The organism is Streptomyces sp. Y20, from assembly GCF_043195475.1.
Classification (GTDB): domain Bacteria; phylum Actinomycetota; class Actinomycetes; order Streptomycetales; family Streptomycetaceae; genus Streptomyces.
Map to the genome: position 1 here is coordinate 193,584 of NZ_JBIDDP010000010.1, position 23,012 is coordinate 216,595.

Genomic DNA, 23,012 nt, shown 5'->3' on the forward strand with positions numbered 1-23,012 from the left:
ACCAGGGCTGAGGGGAGCGGGCATGCGTCGTGGAGGGCCTTCCGTGCTCGGAATCGTGCTGGCGGGCGGCGAGGGCAAGCGCCTGATGCCGCTCACCGCGGACCGCGCCAAACCGGCGGTCACCTTCGGCGGCACGTACCGCCTGGTCGACTTCGTCCTGTCCAACCTGGTCAACGCCGACGTGCTGCGCATCTGCGTACTGACCCAGTACAAGTCGCACTCGCTGGACCGGCACATCACCACCACCTGGCGGATGTCGAGCCTGCTCGGCAACTACGTCACCCCGGTCCCGGCCCAGCAGCGGCTCGGCCCGCGCTGGTACCTGGGCAGCGCCGACGCGCTCCTGCAGTCCCTGAACCTGGTCCACGACGAACAACCCGAGTACGTGGCAGTGTTCGGCGCCGACCACGTCTACCGCATGGATCCGCGGCAGATGCTCGCGCAGCACATCGAGGGCGGCGCGGGAGTGACGGTGGCCGGCATCCGGGTGCCGCGCGCGGAGTCCCCGTCCTTCGGGGTGATCACGCCGGGCTCGGACGGGGTCACGGTGGAACGATTCCTGGAGAAGCCCGCCGATCCGCCGGGACTGCCGGACGACCCCGGGTGCGTGTTCGCCTCGATGGGCAACTACATCTTCACCACCAAGGTGCTGATCGAGGCGCTGCACCGGGATGCCGAGGACACGCAGTCCGTGCACGACATGGGCGGCTCGATCCTGCCCCAGCTCACGGCGCGCGGCGAGGCCCAGCTGTACGACTTCAGCGACAACCACGTGCCCGGCGAGACCACCCGCGACCAGGGCTACTGGCGGGACGTGGGCACCCTGGACGCCTATTACGAGGCGCACATGGACCTGATCGCCGAGCGCCCCGCCTTCAACCTGTACAACCGCCAGTGGCCCATCTACACCCACTCCTACCAGCTCTCCCCGGCCCGGTTCAACGCGGGCGGCATCACGAGCGAGTCCATCATCAGCGCGGGCTGCCTGATCCGCGGCCAGGTCAGCCGCTCGGTGCTCTCACCCGGTGTACGCGTCGACCCGGGAGCGGTCGTCCAGGGCTCGGTGCTGCACGACAACGTGCGCGTCGGCCGGGGCGCGGTGGTCCGTGGCGCGGTCCTCGACAAGAACGTCGAGGTCCCGCCGGGCGCGACCATCGGCGTCAACCCGGAGCGGGACGCCGAGTTGTACACCGTCTCCAAGGGGGGCGTCATCGCGCTGGGCAAGGGGCAGCGGGTCCCCTGACGGACGCCCCGTCAGGGGTGCGGTCACCGCGACGCGTTCTGTACCGTCCTGGCGCCAATGCCCGGGTTCACGCCGTTCGCCCTTCACGATGCAGGCAACGACGTCGAACCTTCGGAGGTCATCCGACATGAGAGGGACCCGGCGCACGCGGCTGTGTCTGGCCGGGGTGATGGCGGCGAGCGCGCTGGTCGCCACCCCCGCCGCACGGGCCGCCGAGCGGACCGACGGCCACCTCACCGACCTGGTGAACCCCTTCATCGGGACCCAGAACGAGGGCAACACCTTTCCCGGCGCGGCCGTGCCCTTCGGCATGGTGCAGCTCTCGCCGGACACCGGGCACAGCACCGGCTACGACTACGCGCACCATCGTGTCCGCGGCTTCTCCCTGGTCCACCTCTCGGGCGTCGGCTGCCGCATCGGCGGCGACCTGCCCGTGCTGCCCACCACCGGTGACGTCACCGAGACGGACTACGCCCGGTACGCGGCGGCCTTCTCCCACGACGACGAGGAGGCGAGCCCCGGCTACTACCGGGTGGGTCTGGCCTCCGGCATCCGCGCCGAACTGACCGCGACCGCCCGCACCGGGGTGCAGCGCTACACCTTCCCGGCCACCCGCAAGGCCAATGTCCTGCTGAACGCCGCCCAGTCGCTGCACAGGCCCGTCGGCAGCGCGGTGGAGATCCTCGACGACCACACCGTGCGCACGGAGATCACCGGCCACGGCTTCTGCCGGGACACCGGCCCGTACACCGTCTACACGGTCACCCGGTTCAGCCGGCCCTTCACCGCCTACGGCACCTGGGACGGCCAGGACGTCACCCCGGGCGCCCGCACCGGACACGGCGGCGCCTACGTCCGCTTCGACACCACCGGGGACCGCACCGTCGAGGCGACCACCGCCCTGTCGTACGTCGACGCGCGGGGCGCCGCCGGGAACCTGCGGGCCGAGGGCGGCCTGCGCTTCGACGCCGTACGCCACCGCGCCCGGGAGGAGTGGGAGGAGCGGCTCGCGGCCGTCCGTGTGCGGGGTGGCACGCCGACGCTGCGCCGGACGTTCTACTCCTCGCTGTACCGGTCGTACCTCGCGCCCAACGTCGGCAGCGACGCCGACGGCCGCTACTTCGGCTGGGACCGGCGCACGCACCGCGCCCGGGGCTTCACGTACTACCAGAACTGGTCGCTGTGGGACACCTACCGCACGCAGGCCCAGCTCCTCGCCCTGCTCGCCCCGCGCGAGGCCCGCGACATGGCCCGGTCGGTGGTCGCGATCGACGAGGACGGCGGCTGGCTGCCCAAGTGGGGCTACGGCCCCGTCGAGACGAACATCATGACCGGTGACCCGGTCACCCCGTTCCTGACCACCGCCTACCACATGGGGCTGCTGAAGGGCTTCGAGGAGCGCGCCTACCGTGCCCTGAGGAAGAACGCCGACGGAGTGCCGCCCGCCGCGTACCCGGGCGTCGGCCGGGAGGCCAACGCCGAGTACCTCGCCCATGGTTTCGCGCCCTACGTCAAGGGCCGCCCGTACGCCAAGATGGGCGATTCCGACTACCACCACGGCGCCTCGGTCACCCTGGAGTACGCCCTCGCCGACGCCATGCTCGCCCAGATGGCCCGCGGTCTCGGCCACGAGGACGACGCCGCCCGCTACGCGGCCCGCTCGCGGAACTACCGCACCATCTTCGACCCGGCCACCGGCTTCTTCCGTGCCCGCGACACCTCCGGCGCCTTCACCGGGCCGGCCGATCCCGCCCGGGGCACCGGCTTCCACGAGGGCACCGCCTGGCAGTACCAGTGGCTCGTCCCGCAGGACCTGCCCGGCATGACCGGCCTGATCGGCGGCACCCGCGCGGCCAACGACCGCCTGGACGCCTTCTTCGCCTACGACCGGCTGCTCGCCGACCCGGAGCGGACCGCCCGCGAGGTCTGGGTGCACGGCGACCCGTACGCCTACTACAACGCGGCCACCTACAACCCGCAGAACGAACCGGACCTGATCGCTCCGTACACCTACCTGTCCACCGGGCAGCCCTGGAAGACCACGGACGTGGTGCACGCGGCGCTGACCCTGTTCACCGACAGCCCCACCGGCGTCACCGGCAACGACGACCTCGGCACCATGTCCGCCTGGCACGTCCTGTCGTCCATCGGGCTCTTCCCGGTCCAGCCCGGCTACGACACCTGGGGCCTGACCACGCCGGTCTTCGACCGTGTCGACCTGACCCTGGACCGCTCCTACTGGCCGGGCGGCCGGCTGACCGTGCGCGCGCCCGGCACCTCGGCCACCGACCGCTACGTCCAGGCCGTCCGCATCGACGGCGCGCCCCACCGCCGGACCTATCTGACGACCGGGGAGCTGCGCTCGCTGCGCTCCCTGACGTTCACGATCGGCCCGCGCCCGTCAGGGTGGGGTACGTCACCCGGTGCGGCGCCGCCCGCCCTGAGGTGACCCCCGCGTGTCCTGCGGCCCGTCCCTTGCGGAGGGGCGGGCCGCCACCCGACGGCTACGGTGTGTACCGCGATCGTGCTTGACCGTAATCGCCCGTCGGGGTTTGACTTCTGGTCACCCGTCGTCGACGCGTGAGGAAAGCCCGTGACGTCCGACCTGCTCGCCCCTCTCGACCTGGCTTTCTGGCACATGGAGTCCGACCGGCACCCCATGCACCTCGGTGCGCTCGGCCTCTTCGCCGCGCACTCGCCCACCGCCGGGGCCCACGCCGCCGACCTGCTCGCCGCCCGCGCCGCCGCCGTACCCGGCCTGCGCCTGCGCATCCGCGACGTCTGGCAGCCGCTCGCCTTCGGCGGCGCCACCCGGGAGAGCGCCCCCGACTTCGATCCGCTCGACCACGTACGGCTGCACGCCCCGACCGCCGACTTCCACGCCGCGGCCGGCCGGCTGATGGAGCGCCCGCTGGAACGCGGCCGGCCGCCCTGGGAGGCGCACGTGCTGCCCGGCGAGAACGGGGTGTCCTTCGCGGTGCTGTTCAAGTTCCACCACGCCCTCGCCGACGGACTGCGCGCACTGAAGCTCGCCGCCGGCGTCCTCGACCCCGTGGAACTGCCCGAGCGCGCGCCCCGCGCCGCCGCGCCGCCGCGCGGCCTGCTGCCCGACGTGCGCCGGCTGCCCGGACTCGTCCCCGAGCTGGTCAAGGGGGCCCTGTCCGACGCGGGCCGGGCCCTGGACATCGGCGCCTCGCTGGCCCGCTCCGTCTTCGGCATGCGGCCGACCTCCGCGCTGGCCTCCGCGCCCAGCGGCACCCGCCGCACCGCCGGGGTCGTCCTCGACATCGACGACGTGCACCGGGTGCGCAAGAGCGCCGGCGGCACCGTGAACGACGTCCTCATCGCCGTCGTCGCCGGCGCCCTGCGCCGCTGGCTGGAGGAGCGCGGCGACGGCAGCGAGGGCGTGGCGCCCCGCGCGCTGATCCCCGTCTCCCGGCGCCGCCCGAGCGCCGTGCATCCGCAGGGCAACCGGCTCTCCGGGTACTTGATACCGCTTCCGGTGCACGACCCCGATCCGCTCGGCCGTCTCGACACCGTGCGCACCGCGATGGTGCGCAACAAGGACGCGGGGCCCGACCGCGGCGCCGGCGCGGTCGCCCTGCTCGCCGACCACGTTCCGGCGCTCGGGCACCGGCTCGGCGGGCCGCTGGTCGGCCAGGCGGCCCGGCTGTGGTTCGACATCCTCGTCACCAGCGTGCCGCTGCCGGGGTTCGGGCTGCGCCTCGGCGGCCATGAGCTGACCGAGGTGTACCCGCTGGCTCCGCTCCCGCCCGGACAGGCGCTGGCGGTGGCGATCTCGACCTACCGCGGGCACGTGCACTACGGGCTGGTCGCCGACGCCGAGGCCGTGCCGGATCTGGACCGGTTCGCCCACGCGGTCTCGGCCGAGCTGGAGACGCTGCTGGGGGTCTGCGGGCACTGAGGCCGGGTCCGCGGCCGGCAGCCGGGAACGGGCCATTTGGTGCTGGGGCCGTGCGCTCCGTAAAATTCCCCGTTCGAAAGCGGGCGCGAGTCGGAGCGCTGCGCGGGTGATCAGGGAAACGGCAGCGCGATGACGGTGACAGAGGACGGGTCTGCGTCCATGGAGGTCCCCCTGGACGTCCCCACGGACGCCTCCATGGACGAGGTGGTCTACGGGCCCGGTATCGAAGCCGAGCGGCTGGCCGTCTGCCTGAGCGTGCTCGAGGAGCTGGACCGGCTCGACGTCGACCACCCCGACGCGATCAGGGTGCGCCGGGCCACCTCGCACATCTACCGCACGGTCAAGCAGCGCCGCCGCCAGGAGCGCCGGGCCGCCAAGACCGCGCACGACCGCGCCGTCACCGAGGCCACCGCCACCGGCTCCGCCGAGCGCATCGACGACGAGACCGAGGGCGTCCTGCCCTCCTCCAAGGTCGACGAGGGCCGGATCGCGGGCATACTCCAGCGCCCGCGCTCCTGCTACATCTGCAAGCAGCGCTACGTCGAGGTCGACTACTTCTACCACCAGCTCTGCCAGCGGTGCGCCGACGAGAACCGCGCCCGGCGCGACGCCCGAGCCGACCTCACGGGCAAGCGCGCCCTGCTCACCGGCGGCCGGGCCAAGATCGGCATGTACATCGCGCTGCGCCTGCTGCGCGACGGCGCCCACACCACGATCACGACGCGCTTCCCGAACGACGCCATCCGCCGGTTCAAGGCCCAGCCCGACAGCGACGAGTGGATCCACCGGCTGAAGATCGTCGGCATCGACCTGCGCGACCCCGCCCAGGTCGTCGCCCTCGCCGACTCCGTCACCGCCGAGGGCCCGCTCGACATCCTGATCAACAACGCGGCCCAGACCGTACGGCGCTCCCCGCAGGCGTACAGCGAACTGCTCGGCGCCGAGTCCGCCCCGCTGCCCGCCGGTGAACTCCCGGCCGCCGAGGTGATCGGCACCTTCGGTTCCGGCGCGGTCGCCCAGCTGCCGGTCGCCGGCGGCGGCGCGCTGACCGCCCAGGACGTCACCGGTCTCGCGCTGGTCTCCGGCTCGGCGTCGCTGGAGCGCATCGCGGCCGGTACGGCGATCGACGCCGGCGGCCTGGTGCCCGACCTGCACGACACCAACAGCTGGGTGCAGACGGTGGAGGAGGTGACCCCGGTCGAGCTGCTCGAGGTCCAGCTCTGCAACTCCACGGCCCCGTTCATCCTCATCAGCCGGCTGCGCCCGGCTATGGCCGCGGCCGAGTCCCCCCGCACCTACATCGTGAACGTCTCCGCCATGGAGGGCGTCTTCGACCGCGGTTACAAGGGCGCCGGCCACCCGCACACCAACATGGCCAAGGCCGCGCTGAACATGCTCACGCGCACCAGCGCCCAGGAGATGTTCGAGAAGGACGGCATCCTGATGACGGCCGTGGACACCGGCTGGATCACCGACGAGCGCCCGCACCCGGACAAGGTACGCCTCGCCGAGGCCGGCTTCCACGCCCCCCTCGACCTGGTCGACGGCGCCGCCCGCGTCTACGACCCGATCGTGCGCGGCGAGGCGGGCGAGGACCTGTACGGCGTCTTCATGAAGGACTACGCACCCGGCAAGTGGTGACCGGCGCGGGCGCCGTGCCCGGCACCGGGACACGCCACCCGGACGGGCGCCACCCCGACGGCCGTCACCCGGACGGCCGTCGTCGCGTCGGTCATCACCCTGACGGCCGTCGCCCTGACGGCGGTCACCCCGACGGCGGTCACCCGTACGGCCGTCGCGCGGACGGCCGTCAGTCCACCGCGCCGAGCCGTGCGTGCCGGGCCGCCACCAGCTCCAGCACCGTGCGCCAGTCCTCCAGCACGCCCGCGTCGAAGCCCGCCGTCCGGGCCTCCTCGGCCGCCTGCCGCAGCCGCGGCACGTCCTCGTCGGCGGGGAACGCCTCCCCGCGCACCAGCCGGTACACCCGCTCCCCGAGCAGGGAGCGCACCGACCCGGCCGCCCTGCGGGCGCGCGCCGCCTCGTCTCCCGGGCCCAGCAACGGCCCGATGCCGTGCACCAGGGCCGCCACCTGAAGCTCCTTGTCGGCGGGACGGCCGCGGCGCAGCAGCGCCGCGGTCCGCAGCGCGTGCCGGTGCGGGCCGGCGTACAGCAGATCCATCAGCTTCTCGACGCTGCGCAGCTCCATGCGTCAGTCCTCTCGCGAGTCAGCCGTTGCCGCGCAAGCAGAGCATGAGGAGCTTGCCACCCGGCCAACGGCGCCTGAACTGCGCCGGGTCCGCTCGGGCGGACACGGGCCGACCCGGCGACGCGTTCGCCGATGTAGGCCGAGTGGGTGATTGACTGCGTCGCACGAGTGATGCGCTTTGTGCCAAGAAGCCTCATATTGAGGGGTATTGGTAGCCGCGTGAAGCGTATTGGTTACACCATGTTTCCACTCCCTATCGAGCGGATGGCTGCTCATTTGGTTAATCTGGGGTGGACGGACAGCAGCACGGGGTCCCACCCACACCCATCGTCCGTCCTGGGGTGAGCCGGTCGACAACGGCCTGCTCCGTCTTGGGATACCGGCGCCACCGCGTCCGAACTGGCCTTCCATCCAGACCCGAACGGGCGTCGAACGCCGGAGCGCAGACCGCCCGGTACGCCCCGAGGGTGACCGACACATAAGGAGTGCGCGGTGACACCGGAGAAGACGAATCGCGAACAGCGCCCCAAGGAACGCTCGGAGCGCGCGGGCCGCCGGCCCGGAGAACTCGGCAGCCTGGACGTGTGGGCCCGGTCCGCCCCGATCCGCCTCGCGGGTTACGAGGACGACCTCGCCGAGCCCCACATCCTGCCGAGCGTGGACTGACCCCCGGGCCGGACCCGTCGCGATCGCCGCACGCGTGGGCGTGGCAGACTCACGCCCATGCCGATCAGAGAAGCCGTGGCCGCGGACTGGCCGCGCATCTGGCCCTTCTGGCACCGGATCGTCGCCGGCGCGGAGACCTACACCTGGGACCCGGACACCACCGAGGAAGCCGCCCGCGCCCTGTGGATGGACCCGGTTAAGCGGGTCTACGTCGCCGAGGACCCGGCCGACACCGTGGTCGGCTCCGCCTACCTCACCCCCAACTACGGCGGCCCCGCCGCCCGCGTGGCCAACGCCGGCTTCATGGTCGACCCGGACCACGCCGGCCGGGGCATCGGCCGCGCCCTCGCCGAGCACGTCCTGGCCGAGGCCCGGACCCACGGCTACCGTGCGATGGTCTTCAACGCCGTGGTCGAGACGAACCCGGCCGTCGGGCTGTGGACCTCCCTCGGCTTCACCATCCTCGGCACCGTCCCGGAGGCCTACGAACACCCCCGGCACGGCCGGGTCGGCCTGCACATCATGTACCGGGCCCTGGACTGAACGCTACGGCCGGTCCGGTACGGGTGCCGTCCGCTGCCATGGGCTCAGCTCCTCCAGTTCCTGCGCCAGCTCCAGCAGGACGGCCTCCGTGCCCGGCCGGCCCACGAGCTGGACGGCGCACGGCGCGCCGGAGGGCAGGGTGCCGAACGGGACGGACATCGCGGGCCAGCCCGTCAGGTTCCACGCCGGCGTGAACGGCGAATACGCCGTGTTGACAAGGACGTTGCGCAGCCAGCCGCGCTCGTGCCACGGTCCGGCCTGCGGGGAACGGCGGGCCAGCGCCGGGGTGAGCAGGACGTCGTACGCGGTGAGGAAGGGGGTCAGCCGGGCGCGCAGCCGCTCGCGGGCGTCACCGGTGCGGACCGGGCCGACGAAACGGCGGCCCACGGTCGCGTGCACCCGGGTCCGGCGGGCCAGCCGCCCCCGGTCCAGGCCCTCGGCGTCCACCGCCGTCCCGGCCGTCCAGTGCTGCAACGCCGTCACCCCCAGCGACAGCGGGTAGGGCGGCTCCGCCCGCCGGACCTGGTGCCCGGCCCGCGCCAGCACGCCGGCGGCCTCCCGGACCGCGGTACGGTACGGCCGGGTGACGCTCACCCCGGCGAGCGGGCTGCGCACGGCGGCGGCGACCCTCCGGGGCGTCCGCTCCGCCCGGCGCTCGAACCCCGCGTCCGCGAGGACCGCCAGCATCAGCCGCAGATCCCCGACCGTCGTGGCCAGCGGGCCGTTCTCCGACATGCCGAACCAGTCGCCGTTGCCGATCCCCGCCGGGACCACGCCGTGCCCCGGCTTCAGCGTGACCAGCCCGCAGTTGGCGGCCGGAATGCGCAGCGAGCCCATCCCGTCGTTGCCGAGCGCCAGCGGCACCAGGCCCGCGGCGACCGCCGCCGCGCTGCCTCCGGAGGACCCGCCCGCCGTACGCGAGAGGTCCCACGGATTGCGGGCGGTGCCGAACGGGCCTTCCGTGGTGCCGAACACGCACAGCTCCGGCACGTTCGTCAGGCCCACCACCACCGCGCCGGCCGCCCGCAGCCGGGCCACCGTGACGTGGTCCTCGGCGGCCGGGGTGTCCGGGGTGGCGGAGGAGCCGTCGCGGTGCGACTCGCCCCGCACCGACAGGTTGTCCTTGACCGCCAACGGCACACCCGCCAGCGGCAGTTCGCCCAGGTCGCCGCGGGCGGCCACCTCGTCGGCCTCCGCGAGCGCCGCCTTTGCCCGGACCTTCCGGAAGGCGCCGACCCGCCGGTCGAGCCGGTCGATCCGGGCGAGGTGGTCGGCCACCACCTCGCGGGGCGTGACCCGCTTCTCGCGGACGGCGGCGGCGATCTCGACGGCGGTCCGGCCGGCCCAGCTGCTCACGGGCGCTCCTCGTTACTGATCGGTACGGAAGACGGGCACGGAGAACTCTGCCCGTTCGGGGTGCCGTACGTCGAGAGCCCGGACGGCCGTCCCGCGCGCCCAGCGGGCGGACGGCACGGTTCGAAGTGCGCGCCGTGGGGGAGCTGTACATCTCGTCGGCCCCCGCGGCCGTCACGCACCCCCGGTCAGCCGCGCGGCTCCGGCCCCCGGCGCAGCAACGGAGGAACCCGCATGCATGACGACCGCGCTCTGGTGGAGGCCCGCCTCGGGCGCGTCCTCGCCGAACGCATCCGCCCCGCCGTGTACCCCGAGTCCGTGCCGCTCCAGGTCGCGGTGTGGCACGCGCCCGGCGAACCCGTGCCGGTCGCGGAAGGCCTCGCCGCCGAGCCCGAACCGATCACGGTGGGCACCCGGTGGGGCGTGCCGTGGGGCACCAGCTGGTTCCGGGTGACCGGAACCGTGCCCGCGGCGTGGGCCGGCAGGACCGTCGAGGCGCTGCTGGACCTCGGCTTCGACGACAACCTGCCCGGGTTCCAGTGCGAGGGCCTGGTGTACCGGCCCGACGGCACCCCGGTGAAGGGCCTCAACCCGCGCAACCAGTGGGTGCGCGTCGGCGCCCCCGTCGCGGGCGGCGAGCGGGTGCGACTGCACATCGAGGCCGCCTCCAACCCGGTCATCCTGGGCCACCACGCCTTCCGGCCCACCCCGCTCGGCGACAAGGACACCGCCGGGCGGGAGCCGCAGTACACGCTCACCCGCATGGATCTCGCCGTCTTCGACGAGACCGTGTGGCAGCTGGTGCACGACCTGGAGGTGCTCGGCGAGCTGATGGCCGAGCTGCCCGTGGACTCCGCGCGCCGCTGGGAGGTCCTGCGCGCGGTCGAACGCGCCCTGGACACCGTCGACCTCCAGGACGTGAACGGCACCGCCGGCCGGGCGCGGGCGCGGCTGACCGGGGTGCTGTCCGCGCCCGCCGTGCCGTCCGCGCACCGGATCAGCGCCGTCGGGCACGCGCACATCGACTCGGCGTGGCTGTGGCCGCTGCGGGAGACCGTCCGCAAGGTGGCCCGTACGACGGCGAACATGACCGCGCTCGTCGAGGACGAGCCGGAGTTCGTGTTCGCCATGTCGCAGGCACAGCAGTGGGCCTGGGTGAAGGAGCACCGGCCCGAGGTGTGGGCGCTGGTGAAGAAGGCGGTGGCTCAGGGGCGGTTCGTGCCGGCCGGCGGAATGTGGGTGGAGTCGGACACCAACATGCCCGGCTCGGAGGCGATGGCCCGGCAGTTCGTGCACGGCAAGCGGTTCTTCCTCGACGAGTTCGGCATCGAGAACCAGGAGGCCTGGCTGCCGGACACCTTCGGCTTCGCGGCGGGACTGCCGCAGATCATCAGGGCGGCCGGCTCCCGGTGGCTGCTGACGCAGAAGATCTCCTGGTCGCAGACGAACAGCTTCCCCCATCACACGTTCTGGTGGGAGGGCATCGACGGCACCCGGATCTTCACCCACTTCCCGCCCGTCGACACCTACACCTGCTCGATGACGGGCGGCGAGATCGCCCATGCGGCCCGCAACTTCAAGGAGAAGGGCAGGGCCCGGCACTCCCTCGCGCTCACCGGCTGGGGCGACGGAGGAGGCGGCACGACCCGCGAGATGGTCGCCAGGGCGGCCCGGCTGCGCGACCTCGAAGGTTCCCCGACCGTCACGTGGGAGACTCCGCGCGCGTTCTTCGAGCAGGCCGAGGCCGAGTACCCCCAACCGCCCGTCTGGGTGGGCGAGCTGTACCTCGAACTGCACCGCGCCACCCTCACCAGCCAGGCCCGCACCAAGCAGGGCAACCGGCGCGGCGAACACCTGCTGCGCGAGGCCGAACTCTGGGCGGCGACCGCGGCGGTACGTGTCGGGTTCCCGTACCCGTACGAGGAGTTGGACCGGATCTGGAAGACCGTCCTGCTGCACCAGTTCCACGACATCCTGCCCGGCTCGTCCATCGCCTGGGTGCACCGGGAGGCCCGCGCGACGTATGAGCGGGTGGCCGCCGAACTGACCGCGGTCATCGAGTCCGCCCAGCGTGCGCTGGCCGGTGACGGCGCCCTCCCGCTGCTCTTCAACGCGGCCCCGCACGCCCGCCACGGCGTCCCGGCGGGCGGCGCCGCCACCCCGGCCGTCAGCGGCGGCACCACGACGGTGGCGGCCCGCGCGGGGGGCGGGTTCACCCTGGACAACGGCCTGCTGCGGATCGGCGTCGACGCCCGGGGCCTGGTCGTCTCCGTCCACGACCCCGCGTCCGACCGCGAGTCGATCGCCCCCGGGGCCGCCGCGAACCTCCTCCAGCTCCACCCGGACTTCCCGAACATGTGGGACGCCTGGGACGTCGACGCCTTCTACCGCAACACCGTCACCGACCTCACCGGCGCCGAGTCGGTCACGGCCGGCGAGGACGGTACGTCGGTGCGGATCGTGCGTGCCTTCGGTGCGTCCCGCGTCACCCAGGTGCTGTCCCTGCCGCCGGGGGAGCGGCGGCTGCTCATCGGCACCGAGGTCGACTGGCACGAGACGGAGAAGTTCCTCAAGCTGGCCTTCCCGCTCGACGTGCACGCCGAACGGTACGCCTCCGAGACCCAGTTCGGGCACGTCCACCGCCCCACGCACACCAATACCTCCTGGGAGGCGGCCAGGTTCGAGGCCTGCAACCACCGCTTCGTCCACCTGGAGGAGCCCGGCTGGGGCGTGGCGGTCGTCAACGACTCCACGTACGGCCATGACGTGACCCGTACGGTCCGCGCCGACGGTGACCGCGGTACGACGACGACGGTCCGGGTGTCGCTGCTGCGCGCCCCGCGCTTCCCCGACCCGGAGACCGACCAGGGCGTCCACCGCTTCCGGCACGCCCTGGTCCCCGGCGCCTCGATCGCCGACGCGGTCCGCGAGGGCTGGCGGATCAACCTGCCGGAACGGCACACCACCGGTGCCCGTGCGGTCGCCCCGCTGGTCACGGTGGACGACGACGCGGTGGTCCTCACGGCCGTGAAACTCGCCGACGACGGCAGCGGGGACGTCGTCGTCCGCTTCCACGAGGCCCACGGCGGCCGGGCCCGCGCCACCCTCACCGCGGACTTCGCGGTCGCGGACGTCTCGGTGACGGACCTGCTGGAACGGCCGGGCGGCGACGGACGGCCGCCGGTGCGCGAGGACGGGCGGATCACCGTACGGTTGCGGCCGTTCGAGCTGATGACGCTGCGGCTGCGCAGGAGCTGACCGGAGACGGACGCGCGTGAGCCGGGCGCCGGCCGGTGTGCGGCGCGGCCCGGAGCGGGGTCAGCCGTCGAGCTGCGAACGCAGCCACTGCTCCACCCCGCCGACGTGGATCGCGGCCGCCGCCCGTGCCGCCTCCGGGTCGCGGGCGGCGAGGGCGCGGTGGATGACGGCGTGCTCGCGTCGGGTGCGGGCGAGGGCGCCGTCCTCCTGGTGACCACGCCGGACGCGGGTGCGGAAGGTCCGCGAGGACAGGCCGTCCAGGATGGCGGCCATGGTCGCGTTGCCCGCGGCCAGGGCGATCTCACGGTGGAAGGCGAGATCGTGGGTGAGGACCTCATCGGGATCCTCGGTGGCGTTCATCGCCGCCAAGTGCTGTTCCACAGCGGCGAGTTGCGCGTCGGTGATGCGCGCGGCGGCCAGCGCGGCCGCCGTCGACTCCAGGCTCCGGCGCACCTCCAGCAGCTCCACCAGCCGCGGCCCCCGGGACAGACCGGCGACCACCCCGAAGGTCTCCAGCAGGTCACCCGCTTCCAGGGCGGTGACGTAGATCCCGGAGCCGTGCCGGGCCTCCAGCACGCCGAGGACCGTCAGCGCGCGGATCGCCTCCCGTGTGGAGCTGCGGGACATCCCCAGCAGGACGGCGAGTTCGCGCTCGGTCGGCAGCCGCTGGCCCGGCTCCAGCCGGCCCTCGGCGATCATCGTCTTGATCTCCTCGATGGCGCGCTGGGTCACGGTGCCCTTCCGCGGGGCCGCCTCGTCCACGCCAGTCCTCCAGTCGCCGGGTGCGTCGCAGTCTAGCCAGCCCAGTGGTCCGACCACTATGCGACGAAGCCTCGGTTTTTACGGACGGAAGACTGTTCCGTCGCCGCAGTGGTCTGATAAATATGCGGACGTCCACCCGCCTCACCCCCCGGAGAACCGCCAGCCACCGCACCGCCCCCACCGTCACCGGAAAGGGCCTCCGTGTCCCACGCCCCTGCACGCATCACCGCGGTCGACACCCACGACATCCGTTTCCCCACCTCGCGCGAGCTGGACGGCTCCGACGCGATGAACCCGGACCCCGACTACTCGATGGCCTACGTCGTCCTGCGCACCGATGCCGCCGACGGGCTGGAGGGACACGGGTTCGCGTTCACCATCGGGCGGGGCAACGACCTCCAGGTCGCCGCGATCGACGCACTGCGGGGCCATGTCCTCGGCCGCGCCGTCGAGGACCTCTGCGCGGACCCCGGCTCGCTGCTGCGGGACCTGACCGGCGACAGCCAGCTGCGCTGGCTCGGGCCCGAGAAGGGAGTGACGCACATGGCGGCCGGGGCCGTCGTCAACGCCGTCTGGGACCTCGCCGCCCGGCGGGCCGGCAAGCCGCTGTGGCAGCTGCTCGCCGACGCCGGACCCGAGTGGCTGGCCGGGCAGATCGACTACCGGTACCTCACCGACGCGCTCACCCGCGAGGAGGCCCTCGCCCTGCTGAGACGGGGCAGGCAGGGGGCCGGGGAGCGCCGGGCGCGGCTGCTGGAGCGCGGCTTCCCCGCCTACACCACCTCCCCGGGCTGGCTCGGCTACGACGACGACAAGCTCCGCCGGCTCGCGGCGCGGGCCGTCGCCGACGGCTTCCGGCAGATCAAACTGAAGGTCGGCGCCGACCTCGCCGACGACATCCGGCGCTGCCGGGTGGCCCGCGCCGCCGTCGGACCGGAGATCCGCCTGGCCGTCGACGCCAACCAGCGCTGGGACGTCGACGAGGCGATCCGCTGGACCAGGGCACTGGCCGGGGCCGGCCTGCACTGGATCGAGGAACCCACCAGCCCCGACGACATCCTCGGCCACGCGGCGATCCGCCGCGCGGTCAGCCCGGTGAAGGTCGCCACCGGCGAGCACGCCCACAACCGGGTCATGTTCAAGCAGCTGCTCCAGGCCGGCGCCCTCGACATCGTGCAGATCGACGCGGCACGCGTCGCCGGGGTCAACGAGAACCTCGCCATCCTGCTGCTCGCGGCGAAGTTCGGCGTCCCGGTGTGCCCGCACGCGGGCGGGGTCGGCCTGTGCGAACTCGTCCAGCACCTGTCGATGTTCGACTACCTGGCCCTCTCCGGCAGTACCGAGGACCGCGTCATCGAGTACGTCGACCACCTCCACGAGCACTTCGTCACCCCGGTCGTCATCCGCGACGGCCACTACACGGCACCCACCGCGCCCGGCTTCTCCGCGGCCCTGCGCCCCGAGTCCCTCGCGCGGTACGCCTTCCCCGGCGGCGCCTACTGGGCCGCCGGCCCCGACACCCCGCGAGGACGGGCGCAATGAGCGACTTCACGGGCCTGCGGGCCCTGGTCACCGGCGGCGCGTCCGGCATCGGGCGGGCCACCGCCGACCTCCTCGCCGCCCGTGGCGCCCGGGTCGCCGTGCTCGACCTGGACCCGGCCGGGGTGGGGCCGCCGATTCTCGCGCTGCGCGCCGACGTCACCGACGACGGCTCGGTGCGTACGGCCGTACAGGAGGCCGCCGAAGCGCTGGGCGGGCTGGACGTCCTGGTGAACAACGCGGGCATCGGCGCCCAGGGCACCGTCGAGGACAACGACGACGCCGAGTGGCGGCACGTCTTCGACGTCAACGTCCTCGGCATGGTCCGCACCGCCCGCGCCGCCCTGCCGTATCTGCGCCGCTCCCGTCACCCGGCCATCGTCAACACCTGCTCCATCGCCGCCACCGCGGGCCTTCCCCGGCGCGCCCTGTACAGCGCGACCAAGGGCGCCGTGTACTCGCTGACCCTCGCGATGGCCGCCGACCACGTCGGCGAGGGCATCCGCGTCAACTGCGTCAACCCCGGTACGGCGGACACCCCGTGGGTCGGCCGCCTGCTGGACGCGGCCCCCGACCCGGCCGCCGAACGCGCCGCGCTGGAGGCCCGTCAGCCCACCGGGCGGCTCGTCACCGCCGCCGAGGTCGCGGGCGCCGTCGCCTATCTGGCCAGCCCCCTGTCCGGCGCCACCACCGGCACGGCCCTCGCCGTGGACGGCGGCATGCAGGGCCTGCGGCCGCGGCCGGCGGTGGACCGGTGACATCCCTGGGCCGCAGCGGCGTCGAGGTCGGTCCCCTGGGCCTGGGCGCCGCCGCCCTCGGCAACCTCTACACCGCGGTGGACGACGAGCAGGCGTACGCGACGGTGCGGGCCGCCTGGCAGCGCGGCATCCGCTACTTCGACACCGCGCCCCACTACGGGCTCGGACTGTCCGAACGCCGCCTGGGGGCCGCCCTGCGCGAGTACGACCGTGACCGCTTCACGGTGTCCACGAAGGTCGGCCGCCGCCTGGAACCGGCCGACGGGACCGGCGACGACCTCGCCCACGGCTTCGCCGTCCCCGCGACCCACCGCCGCGTCCGGGACTTCACCGCCGACGGTGTGCGCCGCACCCTGGAGGCGAGCCTGGAGCGCCTCGGCCTCGACCGCGTCGACGTCGTCTACCTGCACGACCCCGACGACCATGCCGAGCAGGCGTTCCGCGAGGGCTACCCCGCCCTGGAACGGCTCCGCTCCCAGGGCGTGGTGGGCGCCATCGGCGCCGGCATGAACCAGGCGGAGATGCTCACCCGGTTCGTCCGCGACACCGACGTGGACGTGGTGCTCTGCGCGGGCCGGTACACCCTGCTCGACCAGAGCGCGGCGGCCGAGCTGTTGCCCGAGGCCGCCCGGCGCGGGGTGTCCGTCGTCATCGGTGGCCCCTTCAACTCCGGTCTGCTGGCCGATCCCACCCCGGAGTCGACGTACGACTACACGCGCGCACCGGGGGACTTGCTGGACCGGGCCCTGCGGCTGAAGGCGGTGGCGGACCGGCACGGCACCACCCTGCGCGCCGCCGCCCTGGCCTTCTGCGCGGCGCACCCGGCCGTGGCGAGCGTGCTGGCCGGTGCCCGGTCGCCGGCCGAGGTCCACGACTGCGCCGACCGGTTCGCCGCCCCGGTACCGGACGCCTTCTGGCAGGAACTGCGCGAGAGCGGCCTGCTGCCCCCCGGGGAGCCGGCATGACAGCCGCCCCGTGGACCGCACGCGCAGCACCGAGCACCGGCCCGTAACCGTCCGACCTCCGGGAGCCGCCGTGACCGTCGACGCGCACCACCACGTCTGGGACCTGTCCGTCCGCGACCAGGAGTGGCTCCACGGCCCCGGACTCCGGCCGCTGCGGCGGAACTTCGGCATAGCCGACCTCGCACCCGAGGCGCGGGCCGCCGGCGTCGACCGTACCGTCCTCGTCCAGACGGTCACCGTGCCCGAGGAGACCCCCGAACTCCTCGCCCTCGCCGACCGGCACGAGCTGATCGCCGGGGTCGTCGGCTGGACCGACCTCACCCGCCCCGACATCGCCGACGAACTGGCCCGGTTGCGCGCCCTCCCGGGCGGCGCCTGTCTCAGGGGCGTCCGGCACCAGGTCCAGAACGAACCCGACCCCGGGTGGCTGCTGCGCCCCGACGTCCGGCGCGGCCTGGCCGCCGTGGCCGACGCAGGCCTGGTCCACGACCTCGTGGTCCTGCCCCACCAGCTCCCGGCCTGCGTCCGGGCGGCGGCTGCCGTGCCCCGGCTCACCTTCGTCCTCGACCATCTGGGCAAGCCGCCCATCGCCTCCGGGGGCCACGAGGGGTGGGCGGCTGACCTGCGCGCCCTCGCCGCGCTGCCCAACACGGTGGCCAAACTCTCCGGCCTGGTCACCGAGGCCGGCCCGGTCGCCCGGACCCCGGCCGCGCTGCGCCCGTACACCGACACGGCCCTGGACGCCTTCGGCCCCGGCCGGCTCATGTACGGCTCGGACTGGCCGGTGTGCACGCTCGTGATGTCGTACGGCGAAGTGCACCACCTCGCCCGCGAGTTGACCGCGGATCTGGAGGAGGCGGAGCGCACGGCGCTCTTCGAGGGCACCGCGCGGCGCGTCTACGGCCTGTGAACCGCCCCGGCCAGCCGCGTGGGCGGCAGGTACTCCCGCACGTACGTCCGCTCCCAGCACGCCCCCGTCTCCCGCCACTCCCGCGGGCTCGTGTAGCGGTACCGGAACAGCCGGGCCCGGACGTAGCGGGGCGGGGTGTCCGGCGGGAACGGGGAGCGGCGGAGCAGCCTCAGCGTGTCACGGTCGTTCTCCAGCAGCCGTTCCACCAGGCCGCCGAACCACTCCCCGGCGTAGCCGGGCGACAGCGCCGCGAACCACATCAGCCAGTCCAGCCGCAGATGGTAGGGGGCGAACTGGCGCGGCCAGCGCCGCGGATCGCCGGGCTTGCCCCGGAACGCGTACTCCCGCCAGTCCGAGTCCTCGCGCGGGCTGCCGTCCAGCGTCCCCTCCACCACCACCTCGTAGCGGACCCGGCTGACACTGCCGAACGCCCCGTACGTGTTCACCAGGTGCAGCGGGTCGAACGAGCGGTTCATGACCTGGCGGCGGGAGACCATGTTCACCACCGGGCGGTGGCTCAGGAACAACAGCAGCGCGGCGATCGCGAGCACGAGCACCTCGTACCACAGCGGTGCCGGCCCCACGGACGGCACGGACCCCGGCAGCCGCAGCGCGGACAGGGCCAGCACGATGGTGATCCAGTTCAGCCAGGCGAAGTTGCCGGAGAGCACCAGCCACAGCTGCGTGACGACCATCAGGGCCGCCGCGCCCGAGGCGACCGGCTGCGGGGCGAAGAGCAGAAACGGCACGACCAGTTGGGTGACGTGGTTGGCGGCCGCCTCCGCCCGGTGCAGGGGCCCCGGCAGTCGGTGGAAGAACCAGCTCAGCGGGCCCGGCATCGGCTGGGTCTCGTGGTGGTAGTACAGGCAGGTCAGATCCCGCCAGCACGCGTCGCCGCGCAGCTTGATCAGCCCGGCGCCGAACTCCACCCGGAACAGGATCCAGCGCAGCAGGAACAGCACGACGACGGGCGGCGCCACCTCGCCGTTGCCGAGGAACGCGGCCAGGAAACCCGTCTCCAGCAGCAGCGACTCCCAGCCGAACGCGTACCACGTCTGGCCCACGTTGACGATCGACAGGTACAGCGCCCACGGCACCAGCCACAGCAGGATCCCCGCCCACAGCGGCAGCGCGGAGTCCGCCCCGGCGAACAGAGCCGCCGACACCGCGCAGCCCGCCCACGCGCAGGCCGCGAAGAACCGGTCGGAGTAGTGCAGCTGGAACAGGCTCGGGGCGCGCCGGAACCGGACCCGGGCCGTGAAGCGGGGGATCGGCAGCATGCCGCGCTCTCCCAGCAGGGCCCGGAACTGGAGGGCCGCCGTCAGGAACGCGACCAGGTACACGGCGGCCAGAGCCCGCTGGAGGACCAGCCGGCTCAGCCAGTAGCCGGGTGCGGAGAACCAGTCCACGGTCGTGCGCGCCCTCCCGTGCGGCGACATCGGCACCGCTCTCAGATGACCTTCCCCGAGTTGCCAGCCCAACACGGGCAATGCCAACAATAGGGAGGAACTACCCGGAGTGATGCGGAGCGCACGGTGCGGATACCTTCCCGATCCATCGTCACGGCCTGCGTGCTCCCGGCCGCGCTCCTCGCCGCGGGCTGCGCGGGCACCGGCGTCAAGGAGGACCGGGTGGGCGAGGCGGTCTTCCTCCAGGCCGCCGGCGAACGCGGCCCCGAGCCCTTCACCGACACGGGGTCCGGGACCGGGCCCACTGCCCCCGGCACCGCTTCCGGCCCCGCCGCCCGCGACGACCCCCTGGCCGCCGGCACCACGGGCCCGGCACCGGACCGGGCCGGGACCACGATGCCGCCCCCGTCCGCGCCCTCCCCGCACCCTTCCGTACCGACCCCGTCCGCCCTGCCGAGCGGCGGGCGGCCCTGGGCCCCGCTGCCCCCGGCGCACAGCCTGTCAGGGGCGACCCCCGGCCTGTACCGGGGCAGCCCGCACGTCGCCGGCTGCGACGTCGAGCGGCACATCGGCTCGCTCACGGCGGACCGGGTCAAGGCGCACGCCTTCGCCCACGCGGTGGGCGTCCCCGTGCCGGCCCTCCCCGGCTATCTGCGTGGCCTGACCCCGGTCACGCTGCGCCGGGACACCCGGGTCACCAGTCACGCCTACCGCGACCGGCGGGCGGCCGGATACCAGGCCGTGCTCCAGGCCGGCACCGCCGTCCTGGTCGACGACCGCGGTATGCCCCGGGTGCGCTGCGCCTGCGGCAACCCGCTGAAGGCGCCCACGGCGGCCCACGACGGCGTGGACGCCCGTGGTGCCGCCTGGACCGGGTACCGGCCGAACCAGGTGATCGCGGTGACCCCGGCACCCAGGGCCGTGACCACCCTCACGATCGTCGACGTCGACGCCCGCGTCTGGATAGAACGGCGGACCGGCCAGGACGTCGGCCGGGACCGGGTCGTGTCCCCACCCCCACCCCCACCGGCGACCGCCCGCCCCGGGCCCGGCCCGGACCGCAACGGCCTCGCGCCCACCGGCGGTCCGCTTCCGTCGGGCCCCGCGCCCACCGGCCCCGCCCCGGCAGGTCTCCCGCGCACCGGCCCCGCTCCCGCCGCGCCGCCCTCCACAGGGCGCTCCGGGCCGGCCAGGAGCGGACCCGCCGCCACCGGCCCGCCGGACGGCGGCGCCTGAACCCGGTAGGCGTACCTCCCGCGCCCCGGTCGGCGCACCTCCCGTGCCCCCCGATCATCACCGCCCCGGCGGCGGTCGCGGTGGCGGCAGCGGTCCGGCCGCGGTGCCCGGTGGCTGGACCCGGACCTGGACCGCAGTCGAAGAATCGGACAAATGCTGGCAAGGTGGCCCCATGGCTGATCGGGGAGCGAGCGCCCTGTCACTCCCGCAGGACTGGCCCGCCCACCCGGACCCGATCCTGGCGCTCAACCGCATGGGCAGCTTCGACTGGGACCTGGACGCCGGTCTTTTCCACATGGACGCCCAGGCCTTCGAGGTGTTCGACCTGCTGCCCGAGGAGTACGACGGCCGTCCGGAGACCCTGGCAGTCCGGGTGCCGCCGCCGGAGGCCGCCCGGCTCGACGCGGTGGTCTCCCGGGCCATCAAGGACGGCAGCGAGAACTACGGCGCCTACTTCCGCATCCGCTGCCGCGACGGCTCCATGCGCTGGACGCACACCCAGGGCTACATCCGGCGTGACGACTCGGGCCGCCCCCGCCGAGTCGTCGGCATCGTCCGGGACGCCACCGAGGAACTCGCCGACAGTGAGGCCCGCAGCCACCGTGCCGCCCAGGACGAGGCCTTCCGGCAGCAGACCGGAGTCGTCCAGGTCATCTCCGCCGCCCTCGCCCACGCCCGCAGCGTCCAGGACGTCATCGACGTCCTCAAGGACACCCACGGCGTACGCCACCTCGGCGCGGCCAGCCTGGTGATGGGCCTGGTGGAGGCCGGCCGTATCCGGTTGGTCGCCGAGGGCCCCGCGGGCAGCTTCGTCCCCGGCACCCGTGTCACCCGCGTCGACGAGCCGTACCCGATGAGCGAGGTCGTCCGCACGCTCACCCCCCGGTTCATCGAGTCCCCGGAGGAGTTCGCCGAGGACTACCCGATCCTCTGGCCGCACCTCACCGACCTGCACATCACCTCGGCCGCCTACCTGCCCCTGATCGCCCAGGCCCGGCCGATCGGCGCCATGGGCCTGCTCTACGACGACCGGCGGGGCTTCTCCACCGAGGAGCGCGCCGTCCTCGTCGCGCTCGGCAGCAGCATCGCGCAGAGCCTCATGCGGGCCAGGCTCTACGAGCAGGAGAAGGACCTCGCCCAGGGCCTCCAGCAGGCCATGCTGCCCCGCACCATCCCCCGCGTCCGCGGCGCCGACATCGCCGTCCGCTACCGCTCGGCCGCCCTCGGCCGGGACATCGGCGGCGACTGGTACGACGTCATCCCGCTGCCCGGAGGCCGGGTCGGCGCGGTCATCGGTGACGTCCAGGGCCACGACACGCACGCCGCCGCCGTCATGGGCCAGCTGCGGATCGTACTGCGCGCCTACGCCGCCGAGGGCCACACCCCGCCCACCGTGATGGCCCGCGCCTCCGTCTTCCTCCACGAACTCGACACCGACCGCTTCGCCACCTGCCTGTACGCCGAGGCCGACCTGGCCACCGGCGTCGTCCAGATGGTCCGCGCCGGACACATCGACCCGCTGGTCCGGCGCAACGACGGCACCTGCGGCCGGGTCCCCGTCGAGGGCGGGCTGCCGCTCGGCCTGTCCGCCGAGTTCGGGCGGCTTGAGTACCCCGTCTCCACCCTCGAACTGGACCCCGGGCACACCCTGCTGCTGTGCACCGACGGACTCGTCGAACAGCCCGGCACCGATCTCGACGACAGCATGCGCGGCCTCGCCACGCTCATCGGGAACGGCCCGGACGAGGTGCGCGACCTCGCCGACCGGCTGATCCGGCTGGCCGAGGAGCAGGGCGGCGACGACGACGTGGCCCTGCTCCTGCTGCGCCGCCGCGCCCCCGAGGCCGCCCGCGCCCGCGGCCGGCTCCGGCAGCATGTGGCGCCCGGCGACGCGGAGGCCCTCATGCAGGCGCGGCACATGATCCGGGCCGCGGTCCGCGCCTGGGGCGCCCGTGACCGCGCCGACGAGATCGAACTGGTCGCCGACGAGCTGATCACCAACGCGCTGATGCACACCGAGGGCTCCGCGATCGTCACCCTGCGGGCCCTGGACGGCAGCGACCGCAGGGTGCGCATCGAGGTCGAGGACTCCTCCAGCGCCCTGCCGCGCCGCCGGGAGGCGGGGGAGCAGGGCGTCTCCGGCCGCGGTCTGCTCCTGGTGGACCGGCTCGCCGACGTGTGGGGGGTGGAGGCGCGCGGCGGCGGCAAGGCGGTGTGGTGCGAGTTCCGGATGCCGTAG

Annotated in this window: 17 protein-coding genes; 13 read left to right on the plus strand and 4 right to left on the minus strand. The window is 73.8% G+C overall.

Features of this window, described 5'->3' with window-relative positions; translation table 11 throughout:
• Positions 1-22 precede the first annotated feature (22 nt).
• From glgC to ACGFT1_RS24960, 4 genes are all read left to right on the plus strand, one after another.
• On the plus strand, positions 23-1,243 hold the full coding sequence (gene glgC / locus ACGFT1_RS24945) for a glucose-1-phosphate adenylyltransferase (protein WP_373911191.1): 1,221 nt from the start codon (positions 23-25) through the stop codon (positions 1,241-1,243).
• A 127-nt stretch (positions 1,244-1,370) separates the two neighbouring features.
• Complete coding sequence (locus tag ACGFT1_RS24950) at positions 1,371-3,692, plus strand: GH92 family glycosyl hydrolase (protein ID WP_373911192.1); 2,322 nt, start codon at positions 1,371-1,373, stop codon at positions 3,690-3,692.
• 144 nt (positions 3,693-3,836) lie between these two features.
• Complete coding sequence (locus ACGFT1_RS24955) at positions 3,837-5,168, plus strand: wax ester/triacylglycerol synthase family O-acyltransferase (protein WP_373911193.1); 1,332 nt, start codon at positions 3,837-3,839, stop codon at positions 5,166-5,168.
• Between the two features lie 129 nt (positions 5,169-5,297).
• Positions 5,298-6,809, plus strand: a complete 1,512-nt coding sequence (locus ACGFT1_RS24960) for an SDR family NAD(P)-dependent oxidoreductase (protein ID WP_373911194.1) — start codon at positions 5,298-5,300, stop codon at positions 6,807-6,809.
• 169 nt (positions 6,810-6,978) lie between these two features.
• On the opposite strand, the gene ACGFT1_RS24965 is transcribed toward ACGFT1_RS24960, so the two are convergent.
• Positions 6,979-7,374 (minus strand): hypothetical protein, encoded by a 396-nt coding sequence (locus ACGFT1_RS24965; RefSeq protein WP_373911195.1) that lies wholly within the window; start codon positions 7,372-7,374, stop codon positions 6,979-6,981.
• A gap of 492 nt (positions 7,375-7,866) precedes the next feature.
• On the opposite strand from ACGFT1_RS24965, the gene ACGFT1_RS24970 reads away from it, so the two are divergent.
• Positions 7,867-8,040 (plus strand): hypothetical protein, encoded by a 174-nt coding sequence (locus tag ACGFT1_RS24970; protein WP_356822114.1) that lies wholly within the window; start codon positions 7,867-7,869, stop codon positions 8,038-8,040.
• 57 nt (positions 8,041-8,097) lie between these two features.
• Positions 8,098-8,583, plus strand: a complete 486-nt coding sequence (locus tag ACGFT1_RS24975) for an N-acetyltransferase family protein (RefSeq protein WP_373911196.1) — start codon at positions 8,098-8,100, stop codon at positions 8,581-8,583.
• Positions 8,584-8,586: 3 nt separating this feature from the next.
• Here ACGFT1_RS24975 and ACGFT1_RS24980 read toward each other — a convergent pair whose 3' ends face one another.
• On the minus strand, positions 8,587-9,939 hold the full coding sequence (locus tag ACGFT1_RS24980; RefSeq protein WP_373911197.1) for an amidase: 1,353 nt from the start codon (positions 9,937-9,939) through the stop codon (positions 8,587-8,589).
• A 231-nt stretch (positions 9,940-10,170) separates the two neighbouring features.
• Here ACGFT1_RS24980 and ACGFT1_RS24985 point away from each other — a divergent pair, with 231 nt between their 5' ends.
• Positions 10,171-13,194, plus strand: a complete 3,024-nt coding sequence (locus ACGFT1_RS24985) for an alpha-mannosidase (RefSeq protein WP_373911198.1) — start codon at positions 10,171-10,173, stop codon at positions 13,192-13,194.
• A 60-nt stretch (positions 13,195-13,254) separates the two neighbouring features.
• Here the strand turns inward: ACGFT1_RS24985 and ACGFT1_RS24990 are convergent, their stop codons facing one another.
• Positions 13,255-13,956 (minus strand): FadR/GntR family transcriptional regulator, encoded by a 702-nt coding sequence (locus ACGFT1_RS24990; protein ID WP_373911199.1) that lies wholly within the window; start codon positions 13,954-13,956, stop codon positions 13,255-13,257.
• A 201-nt stretch (positions 13,957-14,157) separates the two neighbouring features.
• Between ACGFT1_RS24990 and ACGFT1_RS24995 the strand changes: the two genes are divergently transcribed.
• From ACGFT1_RS24995 to ACGFT1_RS25010, 4 genes are all read left to right on the plus strand, one after another.
• Positions 14,158-15,498 carry an L-fuconate dehydratase gene (locus tag ACGFT1_RS24995; RefSeq protein ID WP_373911200.1) on the plus strand — a complete coding sequence of 447 codons (1,341 nt, stop codon included), beginning with the start codon at positions 14,158-14,160 and terminating at the stop codon, positions 15,496-15,498.
• Positions 15,495-16,253 carry an SDR family NAD(P)-dependent oxidoreductase gene (locus tag ACGFT1_RS25000; RefSeq protein WP_373911201.1) on the plus strand — a complete coding sequence of 253 codons (759 nt, stop codon included), beginning with the start codon at positions 15,495-15,497 and terminating at the stop codon, positions 16,251-16,253. Before ACGFT1_RS24995 ends, ACGFT1_RS25000 begins: the two co-directional genes overlap by 4 nt.
• Entirely contained in the window at positions 16,250-17,218 is a 969-nt protein-coding gene (locus ACGFT1_RS25005; protein WP_373911202.1) for an aldo/keto reductase, read from the plus strand. Before ACGFT1_RS25000 ends, ACGFT1_RS25005 begins: the two co-directional genes overlap by 4 nt.
• Positions 17,219-17,288: 70 nt before the next feature.
• Positions 17,289-18,128 carry an amidohydrolase gene (locus ACGFT1_RS25010; RefSeq protein WP_373911203.1) on the plus strand — a complete coding sequence of 280 codons (840 nt, stop codon included), beginning with the start codon at positions 17,289-17,291 and terminating at the stop codon, positions 18,126-18,128.
• Here ACGFT1_RS25010 and ACGFT1_RS25015 read toward each other — a convergent pair.
• Positions 18,116-19,537 carry a lipase maturation factor family protein gene (locus ACGFT1_RS25015; RefSeq protein WP_373911204.1) on the minus strand — a complete coding sequence of 474 codons (1,422 nt, stop codon included), beginning with the start codon at positions 19,535-19,537 and terminating at the stop codon, positions 18,116-18,118. The two genes, ACGFT1_RS25010 and ACGFT1_RS25015, sit on opposite strands and share 13 nt — an antisense overlap.
• A 126-nt stretch (positions 19,538-19,663) precedes the next feature.
• On the opposite strand from ACGFT1_RS25015, the gene ACGFT1_RS25020 reads away from it, so the two are divergent.
• Positions 19,664-20,773, plus strand: a complete 1,110-nt coding sequence (locus ACGFT1_RS25020) for a DUF6777 domain-containing protein (RefSeq protein ID WP_373911205.1) — start codon at positions 19,664-19,666, stop codon at positions 20,771-20,773.
• A gap of 172 nt (positions 20,774-20,945) precedes the next feature.
• On the plus strand, positions 20,946-23,012 hold the full coding sequence (locus ACGFT1_RS25025) for a SpoIIE family protein phosphatase (RefSeq protein ID WP_373911206.1): 2,067 nt from the start codon (positions 20,946-20,948) through the stop codon (positions 23,010-23,012).

Coding starts and splice junctions, on each gene's coding strand:
- glgC (WP_373911191.1), top strand. CDS start 23: ATGCGTCGTGGAGGGCCTTCCGTGCTCGGAATCGTGCTGGCGGGCGGC.
- ACGFT1_RS24950 (WP_373911192.1), top strand. CDS start 1,371: ATGAGAGGGACCCGGCGCACGCGGCTGTGTCTGGCCGGGGTGATGGCG.
- ACGFT1_RS24960 (WP_373911194.1), top strand. CDS start 5,298: ATGACGGTGACAGAGGACGGGTCTGCGTCCATGGAGGTCCCCCTGGAC.
- ACGFT1_RS24965 (WP_373911195.1), bottom strand. CDS start 7,374: ATGGAGCTGCGCAGCGTCGAGAAGCTGATGGATCTGCTGTACGCCGGC.
- ACGFT1_RS24975 (WP_373911196.1), top strand. CDS start 8,098: ATGCCGATCAGAGAAGCCGTGGCCGCGGACTGGCCGCGCATCTGGCCC.
- ACGFT1_RS24985 (WP_373911198.1), top strand. CDS start 10,171: ATGCATGACGACCGCGCTCTGGTGGAGGCCCGCCTCGGGCGCGTCCTC.
- ACGFT1_RS25000 (WP_373911201.1), top strand. CDS start 15,495: ATGAGCGACTTCACGGGCCTGCGGGCCCTGGTCACCGGCGGCGCGTCC.
- ACGFT1_RS25025 (WP_373911206.1), top strand. CDS start 20,946: ATGGCTGATCGGGGAGCGAGCGCCCTGTCACTCCCGCAGGACTGGCCC.